The 18,458-nt window shown below is 63.4% G+C and carries 14 protein-coding genes, 4 tRNA genes and 2 pseudogenes; 11 read left to right on the top strand and 9 right to left on the bottom strand.

The window, feature by feature from the left end:
- Positions 1–318 precede the first annotated feature (318 nt).
- Positions 319–391, bottom strand: a tRNA-Ala gene (locus tag R5W23_RS18045).
- A gap of 20 nt (positions 392–411) precedes the next feature.
- Positions 412–485: transfer RNA gene (locus R5W23_RS18040), tRNA-Ile, on the bottom strand.
- A 357-nt stretch (positions 486–842) separates the two neighbouring features.
- On the opposite strand from R5W23_RS18040, the gene prpB reads away from it, so the two are divergent.
- From prpB to R5W23_RS18025, 3 genes are read left to right on the top strand one after another with little or no spacing between them, the layout of a single operon-like run.
- A complete protein-coding gene (prpB, locus tag R5W23_RS18035; RefSeq protein WP_407936146.1) occupies positions 843–1,733 on the top strand; it encodes a methylisocitrate lyase in 891 nt (296 codons plus the stop codon).
- A complete protein-coding gene (locus R5W23_RS18030) occupies positions 1,730–2,533 on the top strand; it encodes an ABC transporter ATP-binding protein (RefSeq protein WP_320687486.1) in 804 nt (267 codons plus the stop codon). Before prpB ends, R5W23_RS18030 begins: the two co-directional genes overlap by 4 nt.
- Positions 2,530–3,282: a hypothetical protein gene (locus R5W23_RS18025; RefSeq protein WP_320687485.1), complete on the top strand. Its 753-nt coding sequence runs from the start codon at positions 2,530–2,532 to the stop codon at positions 3,280–3,282. Before R5W23_RS18030 ends, R5W23_RS18025 begins: the two co-directional genes overlap by 4 nt.
- Positions 3,283–3,294: 12 nt before the next feature.
- Here R5W23_RS18025 and R5W23_RS18020 read toward each other — a convergent pair whose 3' ends face one another.
- Together R5W23_RS18020 and R5W23_RS18015 are read right to left on the bottom strand one after the other, a co-directional pair.
- Positions 3,295–3,999, bottom strand: coding sequence for a DUF4956 domain-containing protein (locus R5W23_RS18020; RefSeq protein ID WP_261190377.1), 705 nt, complete (start codon positions 3,997–3,999; stop codon positions 3,295–3,297).
- Complete coding sequence (locus R5W23_RS18015) at positions 3,992–4,783, bottom strand: polyphosphate polymerase domain-containing protein (RefSeq protein ID WP_010045287.1); 792 nt, start codon at positions 4,781–4,783, stop codon at positions 3,992–3,994. The genes R5W23_RS18020 and R5W23_RS18015 overlap by 8 nt, the downstream gene beginning before the upstream one ends.
- Positions 4,784–5,145: 362 nt before the next feature.
- On the opposite strand from R5W23_RS18015, the gene R5W23_RS18010 reads away from it, so the two are divergent.
- The 5 genes and pseudogenes from R5W23_RS18010 to R5W23_RS17990 all read left to right on the top strand — a co-directional run bounded on the left by R5W23_RS18010 (position 5,146) and on the right by R5W23_RS17990 (position 10,731).
- Positions 5,146–6,564, top strand: coding sequence for a DUF1501 domain-containing protein (locus R5W23_RS18010; protein ID WP_320687484.1), 1,419 nt, complete (start codon positions 5,146–5,148; stop codon positions 6,562–6,564).
- A gap of 868 nt (positions 6,565–7,432) precedes the next feature.
- A complete protein-coding gene (locus R5W23_RS18005; protein WP_320687483.1) occupies positions 7,433–7,978 on the top strand; it encodes an RNA polymerase sigma factor in 546 nt (181 codons plus the stop codon).
- Entirely contained in the window at positions 7,978–8,724 is a 747-nt protein-coding gene (locus R5W23_RS18000) for an anti-sigma factor (protein ID WP_320687482.1), read from the top strand. The genes R5W23_RS18005 and R5W23_RS18000 overlap by 1 nt, the downstream gene beginning before the upstream one ends.
- 153 nt (positions 8,725–8,877) lie before the next feature.
- A pseudogene (locus R5W23_RS17995) lies at positions 8,878–9,072 on the top strand (Rdx family protein); the annotation flags it as partial.
- A gap of 39 nt (positions 9,073–9,111) precedes the next feature.
- Positions 9,112–10,731, top strand: coding sequence for a DUF1559 family PulG-like putative transporter (locus R5W23_RS17990; protein WP_320687481.1), 1,620 nt, complete (start codon positions 9,112–9,114; stop codon positions 10,729–10,731).
- A 245-nt stretch (positions 10,732–10,976) separates the two neighbouring features.
- On the opposite strand, the gene R5W23_RS17985 is transcribed toward R5W23_RS17990, so the two are convergent.
- A complete protein-coding gene (locus R5W23_RS17985; protein ID WP_320687480.1) occupies positions 10,977–11,264 on the bottom strand; it encodes a hypothetical protein in 288 nt (95 codons plus the stop codon).
- A 363-nt stretch (positions 11,265–11,627) separates the two neighbouring features.
- Here R5W23_RS17985 and R5W23_RS17980 point away from each other — a divergent pair, with 363 nt between their 5' ends.
- Positions 11,628–12,659, top strand: coding sequence for a hypothetical protein (locus R5W23_RS17980; RefSeq protein WP_320687479.1), 1,032 nt, complete (start codon positions 11,628–11,630; stop codon positions 12,657–12,659).
- Between the two features lie 90 nt (positions 12,660–12,749).
- Here R5W23_RS17980 and thiL read toward each other — a convergent pair whose 3' ends face one another.
- On the bottom strand, positions 12,750–13,661 hold the full coding sequence (gene thiL, locus R5W23_RS17975; RefSeq protein ID WP_320687478.1) for a thiamine-phosphate kinase: 912 nt from the start codon (positions 13,659–13,661) through the stop codon (positions 12,750–12,752).
- 989 nt (positions 13,662–14,650) lie between these two features.
- On the opposite strand from thiL, the gene R5W23_RS17970 reads away from it, so the two are divergent.
- Positions 14,651–14,724 (top strand) — tRNA-Val (locus R5W23_RS17970).
- Between the two features lie 245 nt (positions 14,725–14,969).
- On the opposite strand, the pseudogene R5W23_RS17965 reads toward R5W23_RS17970, so the two are convergent.
- Positions 14,970–15,353: pseudogene (locus R5W23_RS17965) on the bottom strand (transposase); the annotation flags it as partial.
- A gap of 227 nt (positions 15,354–15,580) precedes the next feature.
- Between R5W23_RS17965 and R5W23_RS32725 the strand changes: the two are divergent.
- Positions 15,581–16,048, top strand: a complete 468-nt coding sequence (locus R5W23_RS32725) for a hypothetical protein (RefSeq protein WP_407936145.1) — start codon at positions 15,581–15,583, stop codon at positions 16,046–16,048.
- Positions 16,049–16,223: 175 nt separating this feature from the next.
- On the opposite strand, the gene R5W23_RS17955 is transcribed toward R5W23_RS32725, so the two are convergent.
- Together R5W23_RS17955 and R5W23_RS17950 are read right to left on the bottom strand one after the other, a co-directional pair.
- A tRNA-Leu gene (locus R5W23_RS17955) sits at positions 16,224–16,307 on the bottom strand.
- 357 nt (positions 16,308–16,664) lie between these two features.
- Positions 16,665–18,434 carry a hypothetical protein gene (locus R5W23_RS17950; RefSeq protein ID WP_320687477.1) on the bottom strand — a complete coding sequence of 590 codons (1,770 nt, stop codon included), beginning with the start codon at positions 18,432–18,434 and terminating at the stop codon, positions 16,665–16,667.
- Positions 18,435–18,458 lie beyond the last annotated feature (24 nt).

The following is an 18,458-nucleotide window of genomic DNA, read 5'->3' as shown; positions in this document are numbered from 1 at the left end:
CTACTAACGAACAGCTTAGCCGCTCGCGAATATTGAGCTATTCAACCACTTCAGTTGAAGCAGCGTCATAACTCAAATGACTTACTCATCCTGTCGAATGATGCAAGCCCAACTTTCAATCACCAGTCCCGCCACGTTGTCGCAAAGTCTTATCGGCCATCACGTTGCGACATCATCAATACTAGCGGTGAACATTCATTCGTCAACCCGACCCGCAATTTTTCTTCTTCACATTTTCGCAAATCGTTTGCGAGTCGTTGCGGCTCAAGACACCTGTCACCACTTCTCAGGCATCCGATCAGGCTACCATCAGTGGTGTGGAGGAGAGGGGACTCGAACCCCTGACATCCTGCTTGCAAAGCAGGCGCTCTACCAACTGAGCTACACCCCCGACGTATACTTAAAAACAGATGCGCGTGCCTGGATTTGAACCAGGGACCCCGTCGTTATCAGCGACGTGCTCGTACCAACTGAGCTACACGCGCGTTATTGCTCCCAAACAGCCCCATGAAACGCAAAAGCCAAACCGATTCGGCTTGGCTCCCTCAACACCCGGTTGTTGGGAGAGCTATCCGCACAGCAGCGGAATCATCTTTTCCATTAATCGGATAATCAACGCACACCTCATGGGGTGGGATTGCACTTGGGAGATTCTAAAGTGGCTCCTCGAAGTGTCAAGGGACCGGTAACGCTCCGACCCGTTTGCCTCACAGCACATTGAGCTGGACATATTGCCGTCAAAGGACTTCCGACGAATCTTAGCTTTCCGAAAATTCTTTCTTCGCGTTCGCGGCCGCACTGCGATAATGCGGATTTCACTTGTTTACAGCGTGAGAAATCTAATGTCCTTCGACACAAATTCGCTCTCGCCAGGGGCGAGGCTGCGGGCGGCGTGGACGAGCGGCCCTCTCACCCTCCCGGGTGTGTTCAACCCGCTCGTTGCGAAAATGGCCGAGCGGCTGGGGTTTTCAGCCGTTTACCTCTCCGGGGGAGCACTTTCCGCAGGTAGTGGCGTTCCGGACATCGGGTTGCTAACACTTACAGAATTCGCCCAAGCCGCTCAGCTCACTTCGCAAGCCATCAGGCTCCCCCTGCTTTGCGACGCAGACACGGGCTTCGGCGAATCACTTAACGTTGAGCGAACCGTGCGCATGTTCGAGACGGCGGGGGCCGCGGGCATTCACCTTGAAGATCAAGAGATGCCCAAACGGTGCGGCCACCTCTCTGGAAAATCGGTTGTGAGCGCCGAGGTGATGGCCGCCAAGATCCGAGCGGCGGTCGCGGCAAAGCGGGATAAAAACTTCGTCATCATGGCACGAACCGACGCCAAGGCGGTGAACGGCTTCGATGACGCACTAGATCGTGCGAAACGGTACCTGGACGCGGGCGCCGACGCGATCTTCCCGGAGGCAATGGAGTCCCGCGACGAGTTCGAGCGGTTCGCGAAAGCGCTCCCCGGGGCCGTGCTACTGGCGAACATGACCGAGTTCGGCAAATCGCCATATCTGGACGTAAAAACTTTCGGCGAAATGGGATACCGACTGGTGCTGTTCCCGCTCACCGCGTTCCGCGTGGCAATGAAGGCCGCCGAAGACGCCCTCCGCGACTTGCTCCAGAATGGAACACAAATCGGTAGCCTTCCCAAAATGCAAACACGTTCCGAACTGTATGATCTTCTCGGCTACACCGGGTATGAAGCGCGAGACCGGGCGTACTTCGGGGGCCGGCAATGAGTGACGCAGAGCCGGTGGTTCGGTTGCGTAACGTAACGGTGCAATTCGGGACGCAAACGGTCCTTCAGGACGTGGACCTGGACATCATGCCCCAGGACACGCTTTGTGTGATCGGCGAAAGCGGGTGCGGCAAAACGGTGCTGCTGAAGCTCATCGTCGGCTTGCTCCAACCGACCGAAGGTGAGGTTCTGTTTGAGGGCAAACCGCTCCACAAGCTTTCGGAACGCGACCTGACGCAACTCCGCCTCCGGATAGGCTTTCTGTTTCAACAAGCGGCCCTGTTCGACAGCCTGAACGTGTTTGACAATGTGGCGTTCGGGTTGCGTGCGAAAGGCGGGTTTACGGAAGCGGACATTAGCGCGCGTGTGCGCGAGCGTGTGCTGGAGGTCGGTCTGCCGGCGAGCGTCGAACCCAAGATGCCCGCGGAGCTGTCTGGTGGGATGCGGAAGCGCGTGGGGCTCGCGCGGGCGCTCGCGCTCGACCCCGACGTGATGCTCTACGACGAACCCACCACCGGGCTCGACCCGATCATGACGGATGTCATCAACGAGTTGATCCTGCAAACGCGGAGCAGACGGCCGGTCACGTCCGTGATCGTCACGCACGAGTTACGAACGGTCGAGAAGTGCGCGAGCCGCGTGGTAATGCTGTACCCGCGCTCGCGGCTCCGCTCAGACGAAAAGCAAATCCTCTACGACGGCCCGCCAACGGGCCTGGCCCAAGCGGAAGACGCTCGCGTGCGCCAGTTCATTCAGGGCGAGGCCCGGGACCGGCTGACCGAACTGAGGGACGCGCCATGACCGAAGCGGAGTGGCTCCTGTGTACCGAACCGCGCGAAATGTTGCGTGAGGTGCAAGGCAAGATCTCATCGCGCAAGTTGCGCCTGTTCGTCTGCGCGTGCTGCCGGAAGAATCAGTGGCTCATGTCGCTACCCGGCGGAGCAGAAACGATCCAGGCGGCCGAAGCCGCGGCCGACGGCACCCTTGAATTGAGCACAGTCGGCAAGTCCGTCACGGACCTCCTCGCTCGGAGCAGGCAAAACCCCGACTACGACGACGAGTTGGCCGCGCTCCCGTTGTTGCTCGGGGTAGCCGATGCGGACGAAGTGGCCCACCGGGTTACCAGCATAATCGACGGTTCCGGTTTGAATTCTGCAACACGGCGGTGGTGCGTCGACGCGCTTCGCTGTCTTGCCGGGTGTCCGTTTCCACACTCGCTCCCGGAGCCGGCCACCTTCTCAAGCCGGCTCGCGAAGGCGACTGCTGGGCTCGTTCACCTTCTCGCTTCACACCCTTTACGCCAGCCGACCAAAAGCGGGCGGGCCGAAGCCCCGGTTCCTCACGCCGCCCCATCCTGGCTCACCAGCAGCGTGAGCGCCCTCGCGCGCCAGATGTACGAGTCGCACGACTTCAGCGCGATGCCGATTTTGGCCGACGCGCTCCAAGATGTGGGTTGTAACGCGGAGACCATCCTGAACCACTGCCGCGACGTGGGAACGCCGCACGTCCGCGGCTGCTGGGTCGTGGACCTCGTGCTGGGAAAGGTGTAAGCACCGATCAGGTCACTTTTCGGCCTTCCAGTCCACCCCCTGAACCCCCTCCGTGCGGTTCAACTCGCTGATAAGCGTTAGCGGGGGCACACCGGTTCGCAACCGGAGCGAGTACGTCAGATCCAGTGCTGTGCCTTGCCGCACGACGCCCGCCGCGACCAGTTCCGCCGCGTTGGTGTGTTTGGCAAGCACCGCGGCGAGCGTCACGTCGGGATCAACCCCGATCCCGACGCGAACCACCACGGTCGTCGGCGGTTGCTGCGTCGCGCGGGGAGGTGCCCCGCCGCTCCGACCCCAATACGCAAGAAGCCACGCCACCACACCCACAATCGGGATCCCGATTGCGGCCACCAGGTACGCTCCGGACCCGGCCGCCATGCCCACCACCACGGCGAAGATCACGAACGCGGTGTCGCGCGTGTCCTCGACCACCGTGCGGAACCGCACGATGGACAGCGCCCCCACCAGGGCGAACGCCCGGGCAATGTTGGTGCCGATCACCATGCTCACCATCCCGAGCAAGATCGCCAGCAGTACCATCGTCGCCACGAACGACGCCGACTCCGCCCGCCCCTTTCGCTGCGTGATGTAGTACGCCGCCCCGGCCGCGATCCCGAACCCGGCCGCGAACACGAGTCGCAGCGCGATGTCTTCGGCCGTGAGCGCCGGCAACTCGGTCGTTGCCTCGAACGGAACCTCCGGCGCCTGCTTAGCCATTCTCCGACCTCACCGGGGCCAGCCCCGTGGCGCGCACGAACGTTCGGTACTTCGACACCGGCGTCGGGGTCAGTTTGAGGTCCGCGACGATCCCTTTGAACAGCGCCGGCATCGTGTTGCGGAACTTGAACTCGCACACCACGCGGTCCAGCAGCGGGGCCACGGCCCCGACGGGTTCCAGCTTCCACTCGGACAGCAGCACCCCGCGCACGTTGCGGTCGAAGGTGAGGCGCACGGTGCCGCCGTCGGCGGTGCCCAGGTACGCCACCCGCTCGTAGGCGATGCGGCACACCGGCTTCAGTTGCAGTTGCAGAAGTTGGCTGTGGAACCACTCGCCCGCCCACTCGCCGTTGAGCTCGCTCGCCACGAGTTCGCTTACGTCGTCCGGGTTGATGCGGGCGCGGTGCTTGCGCACCTTGTCGCCGTTCTTGGTCTTGCGCTCGACGAACACCGGGCCGACGGCGCCGTACCGGCGGACGCGAAACTTGTCGCGGTCGTACCCGTCGGTGCGGTAGAACACGTCGAAGTTCGGCGTGTCGGTGTAAACGCTCGTCGTGAGGTACGCGTTGCCCATCGCGGGGTCCGCGTACGGATCGAGCGCGAGCCGGCCGTGAACGCGCGCGGCGACTTCCGCCGCCTCGGCCTCGGTCAGCAGGAACTTGACTTCGTAGGCCGTGGCCGCCTCTTCCGTCGCCCCGGGGCTGAACAGGGACGGCGACTCCAGCGCGCTCGGGGGCGGTGACGAACCGAACGCGTTTTCCGTGGGTTCGGACAGTTCCGACATCCTCTAACCGCTCCTTGCCCGATGTGCGAACGGGCACGTCTGTGATAAACGGAACAAACGACCGGTGCCCGGCCGTTCGCGGACTCTGTGACGGCAGGAGTCACACCAAAGCTGGCAGCGTTTTGGTGGGAGTGAGCGGGAGGCGTCCGCGGGAGGGCATCAGACCGTACCCGAAATCTCGGAACAAAGTTTACCGCGCCACTCACTCCGATTCATCACCGTTTTTTCACGCCGTTACGTCGATCCGCCCGCAACCGCCAACACCATCCCATCAAAAACGCAAAAACTCTTGGTGCAACGCCCGGTTGCTGAGGGTAAAACGGGGGAAGCCTTCCCGGCCGCTGCTGCCCCCGAGAAGTTCCATGCACGTTCCCCTGTTCTCCTCGCGCCGCGACTTCCTGCGTTCTGCCGGGAGCGGGTTCGGCGCCCTCGCCCTCGCCGCGCTCTCTGCTGAGAGCGATGCTTCGGACGGGCCAAAAATTGCCGACCCCCTGGGGCCGAAGAAGCCGCACTTCGAGCCCAAGGCGAAGCGGGTCATCTTCCTGTTCATGGAAGGCGGCCCGTCGCACGTCGATCTGCTCGACCCCAAACCCGAACTCACCCGGCAGCACGGCAAGCCGCTGCCCGCGAGTTTCGGCAAGGTGCTCACCCCTATGGGCACCGGCGGCAACAACCTGCTCGCCAGCAAGCGGAAGTTCAAAAAGCACGGTCAGAGCGGGATGGACTTCAGCGACTGGCTCCCGCACATGGCGAAGTGCGCCGACGACTTCACCCTGCTCCGCGCGTGCTGGGCCGACGGGCTGAACCACGTCGGTAGCGTGTGCCAGATGAACACCGGCAGCATCCTCGCGGGTCGGCCGAGCCTCGGCGCCTGGGCGCTGTACGGGTTGGGGAGCGTGAACCGCAACCTGCCGGGGTTCGTGGTGTTCACCGAGGGCAGCGGTCAGGTGTTCGGCGGCGCCCGCGTCTGGGGAACGGGCTACATGCCCGCGACCTACCAGGGCACCCACTTCAGCAGCGGGGCGCACCCGATTCTGAACCTCGCTCCCCCGGCCGATGTCAGCCCCGCTCGCCAGACGGACAAGCTCGGCCTCATCAGCGAACTCAACGCGATCCACCGGCGCGAGCGGTCGGACGACACGGAACTCGCCGCGCGCCAAGCGGCCTACGAGCTGGCGTTCCGGATGCAGGCCAGCGCCCCGGAGGCCGTCGACCTGACCCAGGAGAGCGACAAGACGAAAGAGATGTACGGGCTCAACCGCAAGGAGACGGCGGAGTTCGGTCACCGGTGCCTACTGGCCCGGCGTCTGGTGGAGCGCGGCGTGCGGTTCGTGCAAATCTATTGCGGGGCCGGGAGCCAGTGGGACGCCCACGCGGATATCGAGGGCAACCACACGAAGATGTGCCTCCGCGCCGACCAGCCGAGCGCGGCGCTGATCCGTGACCTGAAGCAGCGCGGGTTGCTTGGCGACACGCTGGTGATTTGGGGCGGCGAGTTCGGCCGCACCCCGATGACGGAGGGCGTGAGCGGGCGCGATCACAACCCTTACGGCTTCTCCATGCTGATGGCCGGCGGCGGCGTGAAAGGCGGCTACACGCATGGCAGAACGGACGAGTTCGGCCTCAACGGTGTTGATGGTCGCGCTCACGTCCACGACCTGCACGCCACGATTCTGCACCTGCTCGGCTTCGATCACACAAAGCTAACGTTCTTCCACAACGGCAAGGACGAGCGGTTGACGGACGTGAAAGGCAACGTAGTGGAAGAGATCCTGGCGTAAATTTCGGACTGGTTGATCGGCGAATTCGATCCGTTCGCGGATCGACTCACCCTCTCACTTTTTCTGCGGCTGGGGCCGATCGAAGTCACTGTTCTTGCCGCGCTCGCGCCCCCCGCCACAACCGATCGCGCTAACTGTCAAAATGAGCACCAGGGTGTAGGCAAGGGTGCAGCGCACAGGAAGCCCTCGGGATCAACTGGAAGCGTTCGGAGGAAGTGTCGCGAGCCGGCGGGAAATGGCAAGAGGGCCAGCCGGACGAATCCAGCCGACCCTCTCAGAAGTTCGGCCCGCTGATGCGGGCAGCGACTTACTTCTTGGTCGGGGCGGCGCCGCCGGTCGGGGTGGCGCTGGTGCCGCCGCAGCCGACAACCGCGGTGACGCTCAGGGCAACGACCAGGATCGCGATGATCTTCTTCATGGGGATTCTCCGGAAAACGGTGACACGGGTGAAAACAACAGAGAGGCTCGACACGACCCGGGCATCCCGGAACGCGGGCTTCTGTTTTTTGGATACCCGACGCCCCTTCGCAACAGGTAGTTCATTCGACCCTAACGAAAGGACCATAAACCCTGACAGGTTCATGAATTCCGTTAGGTCGCATGTCACGAGTTGCGGGTACGTCGCAGCACCCACGCCCACATAGATACGAACCCGCCTAGGTTATTCCCAAAAAAAATCAGCCGACCCAATTTTTCCCGTTTCGCGCGGCGTCTCTCTTCTTCTTGAGTTTCGTTGCCCCGCAACGAAATACAACAAACGCGCGTAATTCGTTCTGGACGCAAAGTCACGGAACGAGAACAGGAACTTCTTCTCTGCCCCTGGGAATAAACGCCGGGAAGCGGGTTCGTAAAGGAGTGAGGATCGCGTATGGGGTCGAACGGTGAGTTGCACCAGTTGATCGACGCCCACTACGAGGCACTCTACCGGTACGCCTACCGGCTCAGCGGGTCGTCTTCGGACGCCGAAGACCTCACCCAAGAGACGTTCGGGAAGGCACTCGCCCGGTTGCCGCAGTTACGCGAGCTCGATCGCGCCCGAGCGTGGCTGTTCCGCATTTTGCGGAACCTGTATCTGCACAAGGTCCGCGACCAGAAGCGGCACCGGGTCGTCCCGCTCGATGCGGTCGGCGACCTGCCGGGGCGCTCGTCCGACGAGATGCCCGAGATCGATCCGGCGAAACTACAGCAGGCGCTGAACGACCTGGACGAAACGTTCCGAACGCCGATCATTCTGTTTTATTTCGAAGACTTCAGCTATCGCGACATCGCCGATCAGATGGAACTGCCGATCGGAACGGTGATGTCGCGGTTGGCCCGCGGTAAGGCGTACCTCCGGTCGCGACTGGCACCGCCCGACGGCGCCGACCAGGAACAGCCGGCCCTCTCAGGAGATGGCCCGAAGAAGGTGACGTGATGGACTGCCGCGACGCACAATTTTACCTCCGCATGCGGCGCCAAGTGGCCGACGAACTCGGCGCGGATGTTACGGCGCCGCTCGACCAGCACTTGGCGACCTGCCCGGCGTGCGCCGCGGACGCCCGCGCGATCGGATCTTTCGACCGCGCGGTGGGACGTGCGATGATGAACGTCCCGGTCCCCGCGGGCCTGCGGGGCAAGCTCGTCGCGCACGTCGCGAGCAAGCGGGGTGAGGCGCTCCGTCGGAGGGTGTACCAGTACGCCGCGATGGCCACCGCGGCCCTGCTCCTGATCGGCATCGGTGCGGGCATCATCTCGAACACGCGGCCGACTCTCGACGTGTCGAATCTGGTCGAGCGCAACGGCGAGCTTTCCGCGAACAAGCAAGAGAGCACCGAACGCTGGCTGGCGGCGCAGAACTTACCAGACCGGCTGCCGCTGCCGTTCGATTACGGTCTGCTCACCTACCGCGGTCACGAGACGGTTCAAGGGCGCGACGTGCCGGTGCTCGTGTTCCGCAGCCGCACGGACGGCGGGTTCGCGGCGGTTTACGTCTTCTCACACGACAGCGGCTTCAACCTCAAGAACGTTCCCGAAGTGAGCAGCTCACACGCTCGCGCCCAAGTGCTCGTGAAACAAGGGTCCCGCGGAAACGTCACGTATCTGTTCGTCCACACCGGCGGGCCGAGCGGGCTCGAGTCATTTCTCCTTGCGAACCGCGACGGGAGCGTGGCTGGCGCCTGAGCTCATCCCTCTGGTCAATGACGAACGCCCCGGCGCAAGTCGGGGCGTTCGCCGTTAACGTGCCTACAATTCTCCCGTTCGCGCGGCGCGAACGAGGAGAACACGTTAATGAACATTGAACTGAAGTACTGCTCGCTCTGAGGGTACGAGCCCAAAGCCGTCAGTCTGGCGGCCACACTGCTCACAAGCCTGAAACAAAAAGTACATGGGTTGACGCTCGTACCCGCCGGTGGTGGGTGCTTCGAGGTCACGGTTAACGGCGAACTGGTGTACTCGAAGCTCCAAACCGGAACGTTCCCCGACGAGCAATCGGTGCTGGAGTCCGTGAGTGAGCGATTGAAGCGGTGAGTTTCGCCTCGTGATCCCTTCCCCAAACGGAGGAGCGTCATGTTCCGCCGGTCGTTCCTGGTGCCGTTCGGCCTCTTGCTCTTCGGGCTGACCGTTGTGCCGGCGTGTCGCAAGAAAGAAGCCGCACCCGACCCGTCCGCCCCGCCCGCGGCGGTGAAATCCGATTACGTCGCTTTCGCGCACATTGACACGAAGCAGATCCGCGACGGCGACCTCTTCGCAGAAATTAGGCAAGCGTTCACGAAGGCCGGTGGCGCAGCCGAGTGGAACGAGGTCGAGAAGGGGTTCGCCAGTCAGACCGGGTTCAAGCCGTCCGACGTCGACGCCGTAACGGTCTGCGTGACCGACGTGACAGAGCGCGACGGGCCGCAACTCGTCCTGATCGTGAAGGCCAACACTGCGATCCCCAAAAACGGAGCGTTCGGGATCAAAAAGGGCACGGAACCGGACGCGGACGGGTTCTACATCGTTTCGCACGTGGCGGACGCGCACTTCCCGGACGACAAAACACTGGTGGTGCTGACCCGAAGTTTGCGGAAAAAGTACCTCGACGGGTACGCGAAAGACCGCGCCGGCTGGCCGCTCACCCCGGACCTTTCAAAGGCCGCCGCGGGTCACACGCTGTTCGCCCACGTCCAGCTCGACAAATTGCCTAACGAACTAAAGAACGGCCGCGAGATGGGCGACATCGCCCCGCTGCTCGCGGCACGGTCCGTAACCGTGACCGGGAACCTGAAAGACAAAGCGCTCGTCCTTGCCGGGCGCGCGGCGTTCGCCGACGCCAACGCCGCTGGCAAAGCGAAGGACAAGGGGCAGGAGTTCATCAAGATCGCGACCGACGAGGTCGCTAAGTTCCTGAAACGTCAGGGCGCTGAAGACCTCGGCCCGCTGCTCGCGGCGGTGAAGGAGGCCGACCGCGCCCTCGCGGCCGCGAAGCTGGAAGTGAGCGGCTCGGACGTCACGCTGGTCGCCGACTACAAGGCCGACTTCGACTTCGGCACGATGGTGGTGGAAGGGGCCAAGAAAGTGCGCGAGGCCGCCGCGCGGATGAAGGTGTCGAACAACCTGAAAATGATCGGCCTCGCGCTGCACAACTTCCACGACAGCAACACATGGCTCCCGATACACGGCACTGGGGCGAGTGGCACCAAGCTCACGAAAGCGACCGACAAACCGTTGCTGAGCTGGCGGGTCGCCCTACTGCCGTACATCGAGCAGGACGCACTGTACAAGCAGTTCAAGCTCGACGAGCCGTGGGACTCGGAGAACAACAAGAAGCTCATCGAGAAGATGCCCAACATCTATGCGCCGGTCCAGAAGCCGGGCAAGCCGGGTTACACGAACCTGCAAATGGTGATCGGGCCGAAGGCGATGCCGCCGCTTGCGACCACTCTGGTTGCCATCACCGACGGCACGTCCAACACGCTGGCGGTGGTCGATGCCGCGGAACCGGTCATCTGGACGAAGCCGGACGACGTGATGCTGCCCGAAAAAGAGTTCCCGAAGGACTTGAAGAAGAAGTTCGGCGGTCAGTTTAAGGGCGGGTTCCAGGCGCTGTTCTGGGACGGCTCGGTGCGGTTCATCGCGGACACGATCGACGAGAAGACGCTCCGGGCGCTGATCACGCCGGCCGGTGGTGAGGTGATCGGCGGTTACTGAAGTAAAAGCGACCGGGGGCGTGAGCTCCCCGATTAACCTTCGCGCTCAAGTACGCTGAGGAGGTTACTCGGGGGCGGCCGAGCTACGGGCCGAGTTGGCCGACACGTTCGCCGCTGTGGTCGTTTTACGCCACCCGGCCTCCAACTTGATCAGTCCCTTACAGGCAATTGGCACCTTCAGAACGCCGCAACGATTCGTGGCCACCGCCGTACAGCTGCCATGTGGCAGTGCAGACCAAGCCGAAATCAGCTTCGGGTGCTGAGTAAGTTGGTGAGCAACAGCCCCACGGACAGCGCGCCGATCGTTCCGAGCAACCCTGGGAGTTTCGGTTTCGCAACCGGGCGTCGCGCGGCTTCAAATCGCGCGTGGCACTCCCGGCACAGCGGCACCGGCCGACCGTTGACGCTCGGCAGCACGCGAATCCGTTCCAGGTACGCCGGTTCGTCGAGGGTGTCGGTTTCGACGAGGAACCGGAGTTGCTGTGCGGGTTCGAGCGGCCCTTTGCAACACCGGCACGGGAATAATTTGGTCACGACCGCCCTCAACCGCAGGTGTGCGGATACGAAGCCAATGACATTGGCGGAGGAAACGTGTGGAATAGGAGAGGGGTTAAGGTCAAAACTAGCCTGACCCCGGCCACATGTCAAAAGTTATCGGGGCGCAGCTTAGCAAGTTTGCCCCACATGTCCAGTCGAACCGGCTATTGGGATGACTCGCGGCCTCTTTCCAATCCGGCTGCGTTCGCGCCTCGTCTGAATTACGACGAGTGATACTCCTTTCCGTCGGGTGGCGAAATCCGCACTATGCTGTTAGCTGAGTCGCCGTAACTCGTCGCACAGAAACCTTGAGCGGCAAATTTCGGTGCCCCCGTTCACCCTCCTTCGAGGCTTCCCACCATGCGGACACGGATCGCGGCCGGGTTGGTCACTTGCGCGGCCCTAGTGGTCGTTCTCGCAAGCAGTGCCACCCGCCCCGCCGGCGCCCAGGATAAGAGCAAAGACGCGGCTAAGGCGAGTGCGGGCACGCCGACGCACCTGTACGGTCATAACGTGAGCGTCCGCCCGGGCGGCGAACAGGAGTGGACCAAGGCCCGCAAAGTCGGGATCGAGTTCTTCCGCGACGACGCCACCAAAGCCGTCATTGCGATCAGCGACGCCGGCGCGATCGCCGTGACGAAGGCGCCGGTCGGCTCGCTGGGCGTGGACAAATCGTGTAACTGGATCACCGCGCACGACCTATCGTGCCGCCGGGCCGATGAGGCCGAGTTCACGCAGAAGACCAAGAAGTTCGGTGTTGAACTGTTCCAGGACCGGGCTTCGAACACGCTGCTGTACGCCTGCGAGAGCGGGGCCATCGCGCTGGCGCCGGTGCCGGGCGGGTTGGTGAAAGATAAGGGGCCGAAGTGGCACCACGCCCAAACCGCCAAGGTGCGGTCCCCGGGGCAAGAGTCGTTCGACAACGCCAAGAAGTTCGGCATCGAGGTCTTCAAGGACGAGAACACCGGCGGGTTGGTATACGCCACCGAGGTCGGCGGCATCGCCACGGCTCCGGCGCCGTCGGCCGTTCCGGACCCGAAAAAGCTCCTCGCCCCCAAACCGCTCCACGGGTTCGACCTCCGGGTCCGTAAGGCCGATGAGGCCGAAGGCGGGACCAAGGTGGGGTTGGAGGTGTTCGAGGACCGGAACGCCAACGTCCTGTTCTACATCAGCGAAGCCGGGTTTCTGGCGACCGCACCGAACGACACGAAAGCGGCGACCGACGGCCGCGGGGTGACGTGGAAAGGGGCGATGGTACTCAGCGCCCGCAGGGCCGAGGAGAAAGATTTCGCCAAGGCCAAGCGGTACGGGATCGAGGTGTTCCAGGACAACCGCACCGGGCACCTGATCTTCATCAGCGAAACCGGTTCGATCGCGGTGCTGGCTAAATAAGCCATTGTCGCAGGTCCGCAAGCCCGCAAGTCGAAGGCCTTACTCACCACGGTCTTCGACTTGCGGGCTTACGGACTTGCGACCTGTGACTTAAAGAGAATGAACCCACCCCGCCGGCGCCAGCGGCTGTCGCGTTCCGTTGAGTTCGAGCCACAAACCCGTCTCGACACACGTGCCGATTTTCGCCAGCCCTGGGAACGGCGAGCGTGCCAGTAACTGTGCGCCGTGCTCGGGCGATACCGCGAACACCAGTTCAAAATCCTCGCCGTCACCGAGCGCGTGTTGGAGCGGCGTTCGGCCCGATGTGCGGCTCAGCTCCCGCGCGGCATTGGTAATTGGAATCGCCCCCCCTTCCAGAACCGCGCCGCAGCGGCTCTCCTCGCAGATGTGGTTCAGGTCGGCGGACAACCCGTCGCTGATGTCGCACATCGCCCGGAGGTCCACCACTTCGTGAAGCCGTAACGCTTCCGCCACGCGCGGCGTGAAGTCGAGGTGGTGCCCGAGGATGCTGCCGCCGAGCGGTCCCGTGACGAAGATCCAGTCGCCGGGCCGCGCCCCGTCGCGCCGGACCGGCCCCCGCTCGGTTGCCTCGCCGAGGGCGGTGACGGAGATGACGAGCGGCCCGGCCCAACTGTTCGTGTCGCCGCCAACGATGGGCACGTTGAAAGCGTCAGCGACATCGCGCAGCCCGAGGAACAGCTCACGCGCCAGATCGGCCCCACGCGCGTTCGGGAGCGCCACACTTACCGTGGCGGCGGCGGGTGCGCCGGCCATTGCCGCGATGTCGCTGAGGTTCGCGGCCATCGCCTTCCGCCCGACCCGCCGCGCGCCGACCTCCGACAGGATGAAGTCGGTGCCATCCATGAGCATGTCGGTGGTAACGAGCAGTTCCCGTGCGGGCGGCTCCAAGGCGGCGCAGTCGTCCCCGGGACCGATCCGGACCCGCGGGTGGGCGGGCGTCTGTGACCGCAGCCACGCGATGTACTCGAACTCACCCGGCATCGCACCACACCCGTTTACGGCCCGCGGTTGTTCTTGTCCCGGAAAGCGGTACGCGGTATTACCCCATTCCCTATTGTCGCGCGAAGGCGGTCGCGCCAACCGTTTCGATTTTACCGATGCGGCAAGCGATTGCGGTGCGGTGCGCGTGCGACCGAAGCCCGGTCCGTGCGACGGCTCTTGGGACGGTCGCGACCCTGGTAATAGTGCAGGCCGTGCCACCGGGCGACCTCGCGGTGTACCTACCTGACGACCGCACGGTGGAACCGCTCCAACCCGACGCCGACTTCGGCGAACGGTACCGTTCGCTCGACGCGCTCAAGGTAAACACCCCCGGCTCCGATGCCGATCCGGGACCGGTACCGGCGGCGGTTCGGGATCGAGAGCCGCTACCGCCAGTTGGACCCGGTGCGGCCCCGCACCTCGACCACGAATGGGGTCGTGCGGCTCCGGTGGGTGGCCGTGGGCCTGATCCCCCGCAACACCTGCGTCCAGTTCCGAACCGAACGCGGGTGGGCACTGACCACCGCGCGTCTGCCATTACTGACTGATGCGTTAACATCAGAATCGGGCATGAGCCAGCCAATTACCATCATGCATGAGGGCCATAATTCCAGATCGCCAACTTGAAACTACTGGATTCGGCTTGAGTCGCCATACATCGCACCGATCACTTGATCGGCCCGTCACCACACGCGCTCCGCTCGGGGGCACAGTGAGAACCGTTCCCCGAGGCGTAAAGCGGAAAGACACGGCGCGCAAGCCCGCGCAACGCACCCAGCTATGCGTGTTGGCCGTGGTCGAGGGGCGAGCGGTTCGGCAAACTGCGGCGGCACCATGAAACGTTGCTACACCCCGCTTTCCAAGGCTTGTCATTATCGTTTGCGGCTGTAGAATGTATTTGGGATGCATCACGGTGCCATCGCAATGACTGCTAGGTTATAGCTAGCTAGATTTTATCTGGCGGCAAAGTTCTGTAGATGTCAAGAAATGCGCGTTTAGCTCAGTTGGCTAGAGTACCACATTGACATTGTGGGGGTCACTGGTTCAAGTCCAGTAACGCGCACTCAACTAACCGGCCGCAAACCCAAGCTAAACAAGGGTTTGTGGCCGGATGTTTTTACCTCGCTTCACCAGTCTTGCTTGTCACCGACTTCGTCTTACTGCCACCCAAATCTATTAGAGCCGCTGCACAATAACGAGTATTCTTGCCGTAACTGTTACCGTGCCTGACTTTAAAATCGAAAAGCCGCGTCGTCTCAAAAATTGTCGCAAATCCAGCTTGGACAAATAGTTACGTCAGATTGCCTGTTATTGTGCAGCGACTCTAATTTCTCGCTTCCGATTGGGATCACGCCAATTCTTCGGGTTCGCCACCCACCAGCGGCTCCCCTTGAGTCGGCTCCGGGTCTCCGCCGACAGCCCCCGCTGCAACTCCCGGCGGGCCACCGTAAGGTCGCCCTGGAAGTCATTCATGACGTGGAACCGATCGGTGGTGATGGCGACGCCCTCCCCGAGCGCCTCCCGGGGCGTCTCCGCGGAGGCGCCCCACATGTCCGTCGTCACTTCCTCGACCCGACTCCACAAGCCCTGTTCCTTCCGCGTCTTGAGGTATACCAATACCGTCGCCTTCTCACGGCTTTCGAGCACTTCGAGCACGCACCCGTGATCGTGATCCACGATCACGGCGACGAACGGCCGGTGCCTTTTTTAGGATGATTAGCAAAATTCTAGGGGAGCAAGTAGGCTGTTCCAATAACCCTCGAAGAGTATGAACGCCACGTGGTTGGGCCGCTCTGTTGCGCGGTGCCACTAGGCTACCCACGAGGAACTCGGGCGGGCAGCGGCAGTGCCCTGGGTGCCGGGCTAAATGGAGCTACCACCGTCGCAAGGTCCGGCGGGAGCTGCTCCGGGCGTTCGCGTTGAGTACCACCGCCCACCACGCGGCTCGGGTGGTCCGGTGTAGCTACCCCACGGCCCATGCCGCGTACACCCGGTTCCGCCTCGCCCTCCAGGCCATAACCGATGAAGAGAACCGGCCCCGGCTCGGGACTCTGGAGTTGGACGAGTCGTACTTCGGGGGCAAGAGGGGCCGCGGCGCGGACGAAAAAGTCCCCGTGTTCGGCATCCTAGAACGGGCCAGGCGGATATACGCGGTGGCCGTCGAATGGCAAAAGATCCGGGCCGCGACAGTCAAAGGGAGCGTGTTCTACACCGACGAGTTCGCCAGCTATAACAACGGCCAGAGCCAAGGCAAGCATGTGACCATCAACCATCAGGAGACGTTCGGAGGGGGCCGCACACATCAATCGAGGGGTTCTGGAGCTTCACCAAGCGCCTGTATCAGCACGTCCACGGGGTCGAAGCTGGCAACGTACCGCTGTACCTAGCCAAGTACGAGTTCCGGTACAACCACCGCGGAGAGTACCTCATGCCCCTCCTGTGCGACCGCCTGATCCGAGCCATCGTTCTAACCTAAACCCAGCCCTAGAATTTTGCTAATCACCATCCTCTATTCACTACGGCTGGACTACCGCAACCACCAATACCCTTGAAATCCTAGAATGCGAAGGGGGGGACTTGAACCCCCACGACCTTGCGATCGACAGAACCTAAATCTGTTGCGTCTGCCAATTCCGCCACCCTCGCGTCGAGCAATTCTACAAGCCGCAGAGAAAATCAAATTACTCCGGTGCCACGGCCAGGTCAACCCCCATTTCCGTTACACGTAAGCCCGTTGAAGATGTCGCATCCTCCAACAGTGGTGGGTGTTACGTCGTGCCATATTGGGTGCGGGACTGATGTCTGCGTGCGTGGGAGTGACCCGGCACCACACGAAATGGTCGCTGTCCCCGCATCAACCTGACGGGTGCGATTGGCGAGCCGACCTGAACGTCGTTCCGCAGTCGCTCCGGCGCCACGCCCGTCGCTGGGCTCGGGCGGCGTCCCCCGTCGTCCCACGGAATCGTGATTGGTGCCAGACCTATCCCTTGATGGCAAGGGCTGCTAGCGAAAGAGGCTGACGCCGTTCGGTTTGACGGGTTGCGGCGTCAGCAGCTCATCCAACGAGTTCCAGTCAGGAACACGGATCTCGCCGAGCGGGACAGAAGGGTCGATCTGGTGGACGACGTACCGCCCCGAGCGGAAGACGACCGGTTGGTTCCAGGGGAACTTCTGGCGCTCGTGGTCCGGGAGCCACACCGGGAGCGGGTCACCGCCGCGCCACGACTCGGGACGGTACGGCGCGCGCGGGTCGTGGGTCGTGCGCAACAGGTCACTGACCACGTAGCGCTGGCGGCTGGCGCGCACGGCGTCGGCGATTTGTTCCCGTTTGGACTTCTGACCGGGCGGCGGAGGCCCTAGTTCCTTGATGTCGAACGCGGTGCCGTAGTGCATGTACCGCGTCGCGGGGTCGAGGTCGAGCATCAGGTACAGCGGGTGTGTGCTGTCGTGCCAGCAGTTCAGCTCGCCGGCCCCGAGCGGCGGCTGGATGGAACGCAAGTGGTCCGCAACACTGGTCAGGTCCTCCCAGTTGGTGCCGCAGTGAACCCCGGTGTACTGCCCGACCCGGTCGCGCAGCTCGGGCGTATCCCCTTCGGTAACGGCACGCACCCACAACTTCATGACCTCGCCGTCCGCGAGGACGTGCTTCTCGAACTTCCCCTTGGCGTCTGCGGGGTCGAGCTTGTGGACCCACGGCGCGACATCGTGCGGGTACGCGTCGGCGAGGTTCAGCAGGCCGCCGACCGCAACGAACCACAGGAGGTACAGGAAACCGAAGCACCATCGCTGCGCCGCCACCACCGCGAACGCGAGCAGCGTTACCGGAACGTAGACGTAATCAAGACCCTTTTGCAGCCCGACGGCCTGAGCCGCCCAGCCGAGGTACAGGGCCGCCAGGATCGCGCGGGCCGCCGCCGCCCCCTCACTCTGCGCCGGCGCGTACCAGCGCGTCGGGCGGAACCCACCGGCCGGCGGGCCGGGTGTGCGCGACCAAGCCCAGGCGTCCCAAAGGGCGAGGGCCGCGAGCGGGAGCGCGACGAAATGCAAAACGCCCCACGGCCGGTGCATCTCGAACAGCCCGCCGATCCGCGCCGCGAGCGGGGCGTTGTCCGCGAGGTACGCCGGGTTCCAATTGAGGAAGATGTCGAGAAAGTGAGGCCAGGCACCGGTCGCGATCAACCACGCGATACCGGGCACGCCCGCGAGCGCTCCGCCGCAAACGAGCGCGGCGAGGTCCCGCAGAACGCTCCCGCGGGATTCGTGCCGTGCGAGCAGCGCCGCCGACACCGCCCACACGGCGAGCGCGGGTACGACGACGTGTGGCTTGAGCCACAGCGCGGCCCCCCAAAGGAACCCTTCGAGCAGGGCGGTACGCGATGCGGTCCGCACCCGCCGGAACCGTAGCCAAGCCGCCACCGTCGCCGGGAGCAGCATCCACGGGTCGCGCTGGACGTGGTTGAACTCGGACGTAAAGGGGTAGAACAGCGCAACCGCCGCCGCGAGCCACGCGACCGTGTCGCGCCCCCCCCCGCACCGCCGCACGAACCGGCCCAGCGCGGCGGTAACGGCCCCGATCACCACGAGGTCCACGGCCCGCAGCGCAACGGTGCTCCATCCGAACAGGAGCTTCGCCCCGGCCATCAGCCACACGAACCCCGGCAGGTTCGTGTCGAAGATGTCGCGGTAGTGGGTGCCGCCCCGAAGTACGTTGCGGGCGGCCATCTGGTAGAGCGTGACGTCGCACCACGGCGGCATCGCAAGGAACAGCGGCACACCCGCGACCAGCGCGGCCGCGGT

The sequence above is a fragment of the Gemmata algarum genome, assembly GCF_034097035.1.
Classification (GTDB): Bacteria; Planctomycetota; Planctomycetia; order Gemmatales; family Gemmataceae; genus Gemmata; species Gemmata algarum.
The sequence above is the reverse complement of the archived record's forward strand: the minus strand, read 5'-3'. Positions and strand labels throughout refer to the sequence as shown.

Excerpts from the sequence above, each read along its gene's own strand:
- R5W23_RS18000 (WP_320687482.1), top strand. The coding sequence starts at position 7,978 with ATGGACTGCCGCGACGCACAATTTTACCTCCGCATGCGGCGCCAAGTG.
- R5W23_RS18025 (WP_320687485.1), top strand. The coding sequence starts at position 2,530 with ATGACCGAAGCGGAGTGGCTCCTGTGTACCGAACCGCGCGAAATGTTG.
- R5W23_RS17980 (WP_320687479.1), top strand. The coding sequence starts at position 11,628 with ATGCGGACACGGATCGCGGCCGGGTTGGTCACTTGCGCGGCCCTAGTG.
- prpB (WP_407936146.1), top strand. The coding sequence starts at position 843 with ATGTCCTTCGACACAAATTCGCTCTCGCCAGGGGCGAGGCTGCGGGCG.
- R5W23_RS18020 (WP_261190377.1), bottom strand. The coding sequence starts at position 3,999 with ATGGCTAAGCAGGCGCCGGAGGTTCCGTTCGAGGCAACGACCGAGTTG.
- R5W23_RS18010 (WP_320687484.1), top strand. The coding sequence starts at position 5,146 with ATGCACGTTCCCCTGTTCTCCTCGCGCCGCGACTTCCTGCGTTCTGCC.
- R5W23_RS18015 (WP_010045287.1), bottom strand. The coding sequence starts at position 4,783 with ATGTCGGAACTGTCCGAACCCACGGAAAACGCGTTCGGTTCGTCACCG.
- R5W23_RS17990 (WP_320687481.1), top strand. The coding sequence starts at position 9,112 with ATGTTCCGCCGGTCGTTCCTGGTGCCGTTCGGCCTCTTGCTCTTCGGG.
- R5W23_RS18005 (WP_320687483.1), top strand. The coding sequence starts at position 7,433 with ATGGGGTCGAACGGTGAGTTGCACCAGTTGATCGACGCCCACTACGAG.
- thiL (WP_320687478.1), bottom strand. The coding sequence starts at position 13,661 with ATGCCGGGTGAGTTCGAGTACATCGCGTGGCTGCGGTCACAGACGCCC.
- R5W23_RS18030 (WP_320687486.1), top strand. The coding sequence starts at position 1,730 with ATGAGTGACGCAGAGCCGGTGGTTCGGTTGCGTAACGTAACGGTGCAA.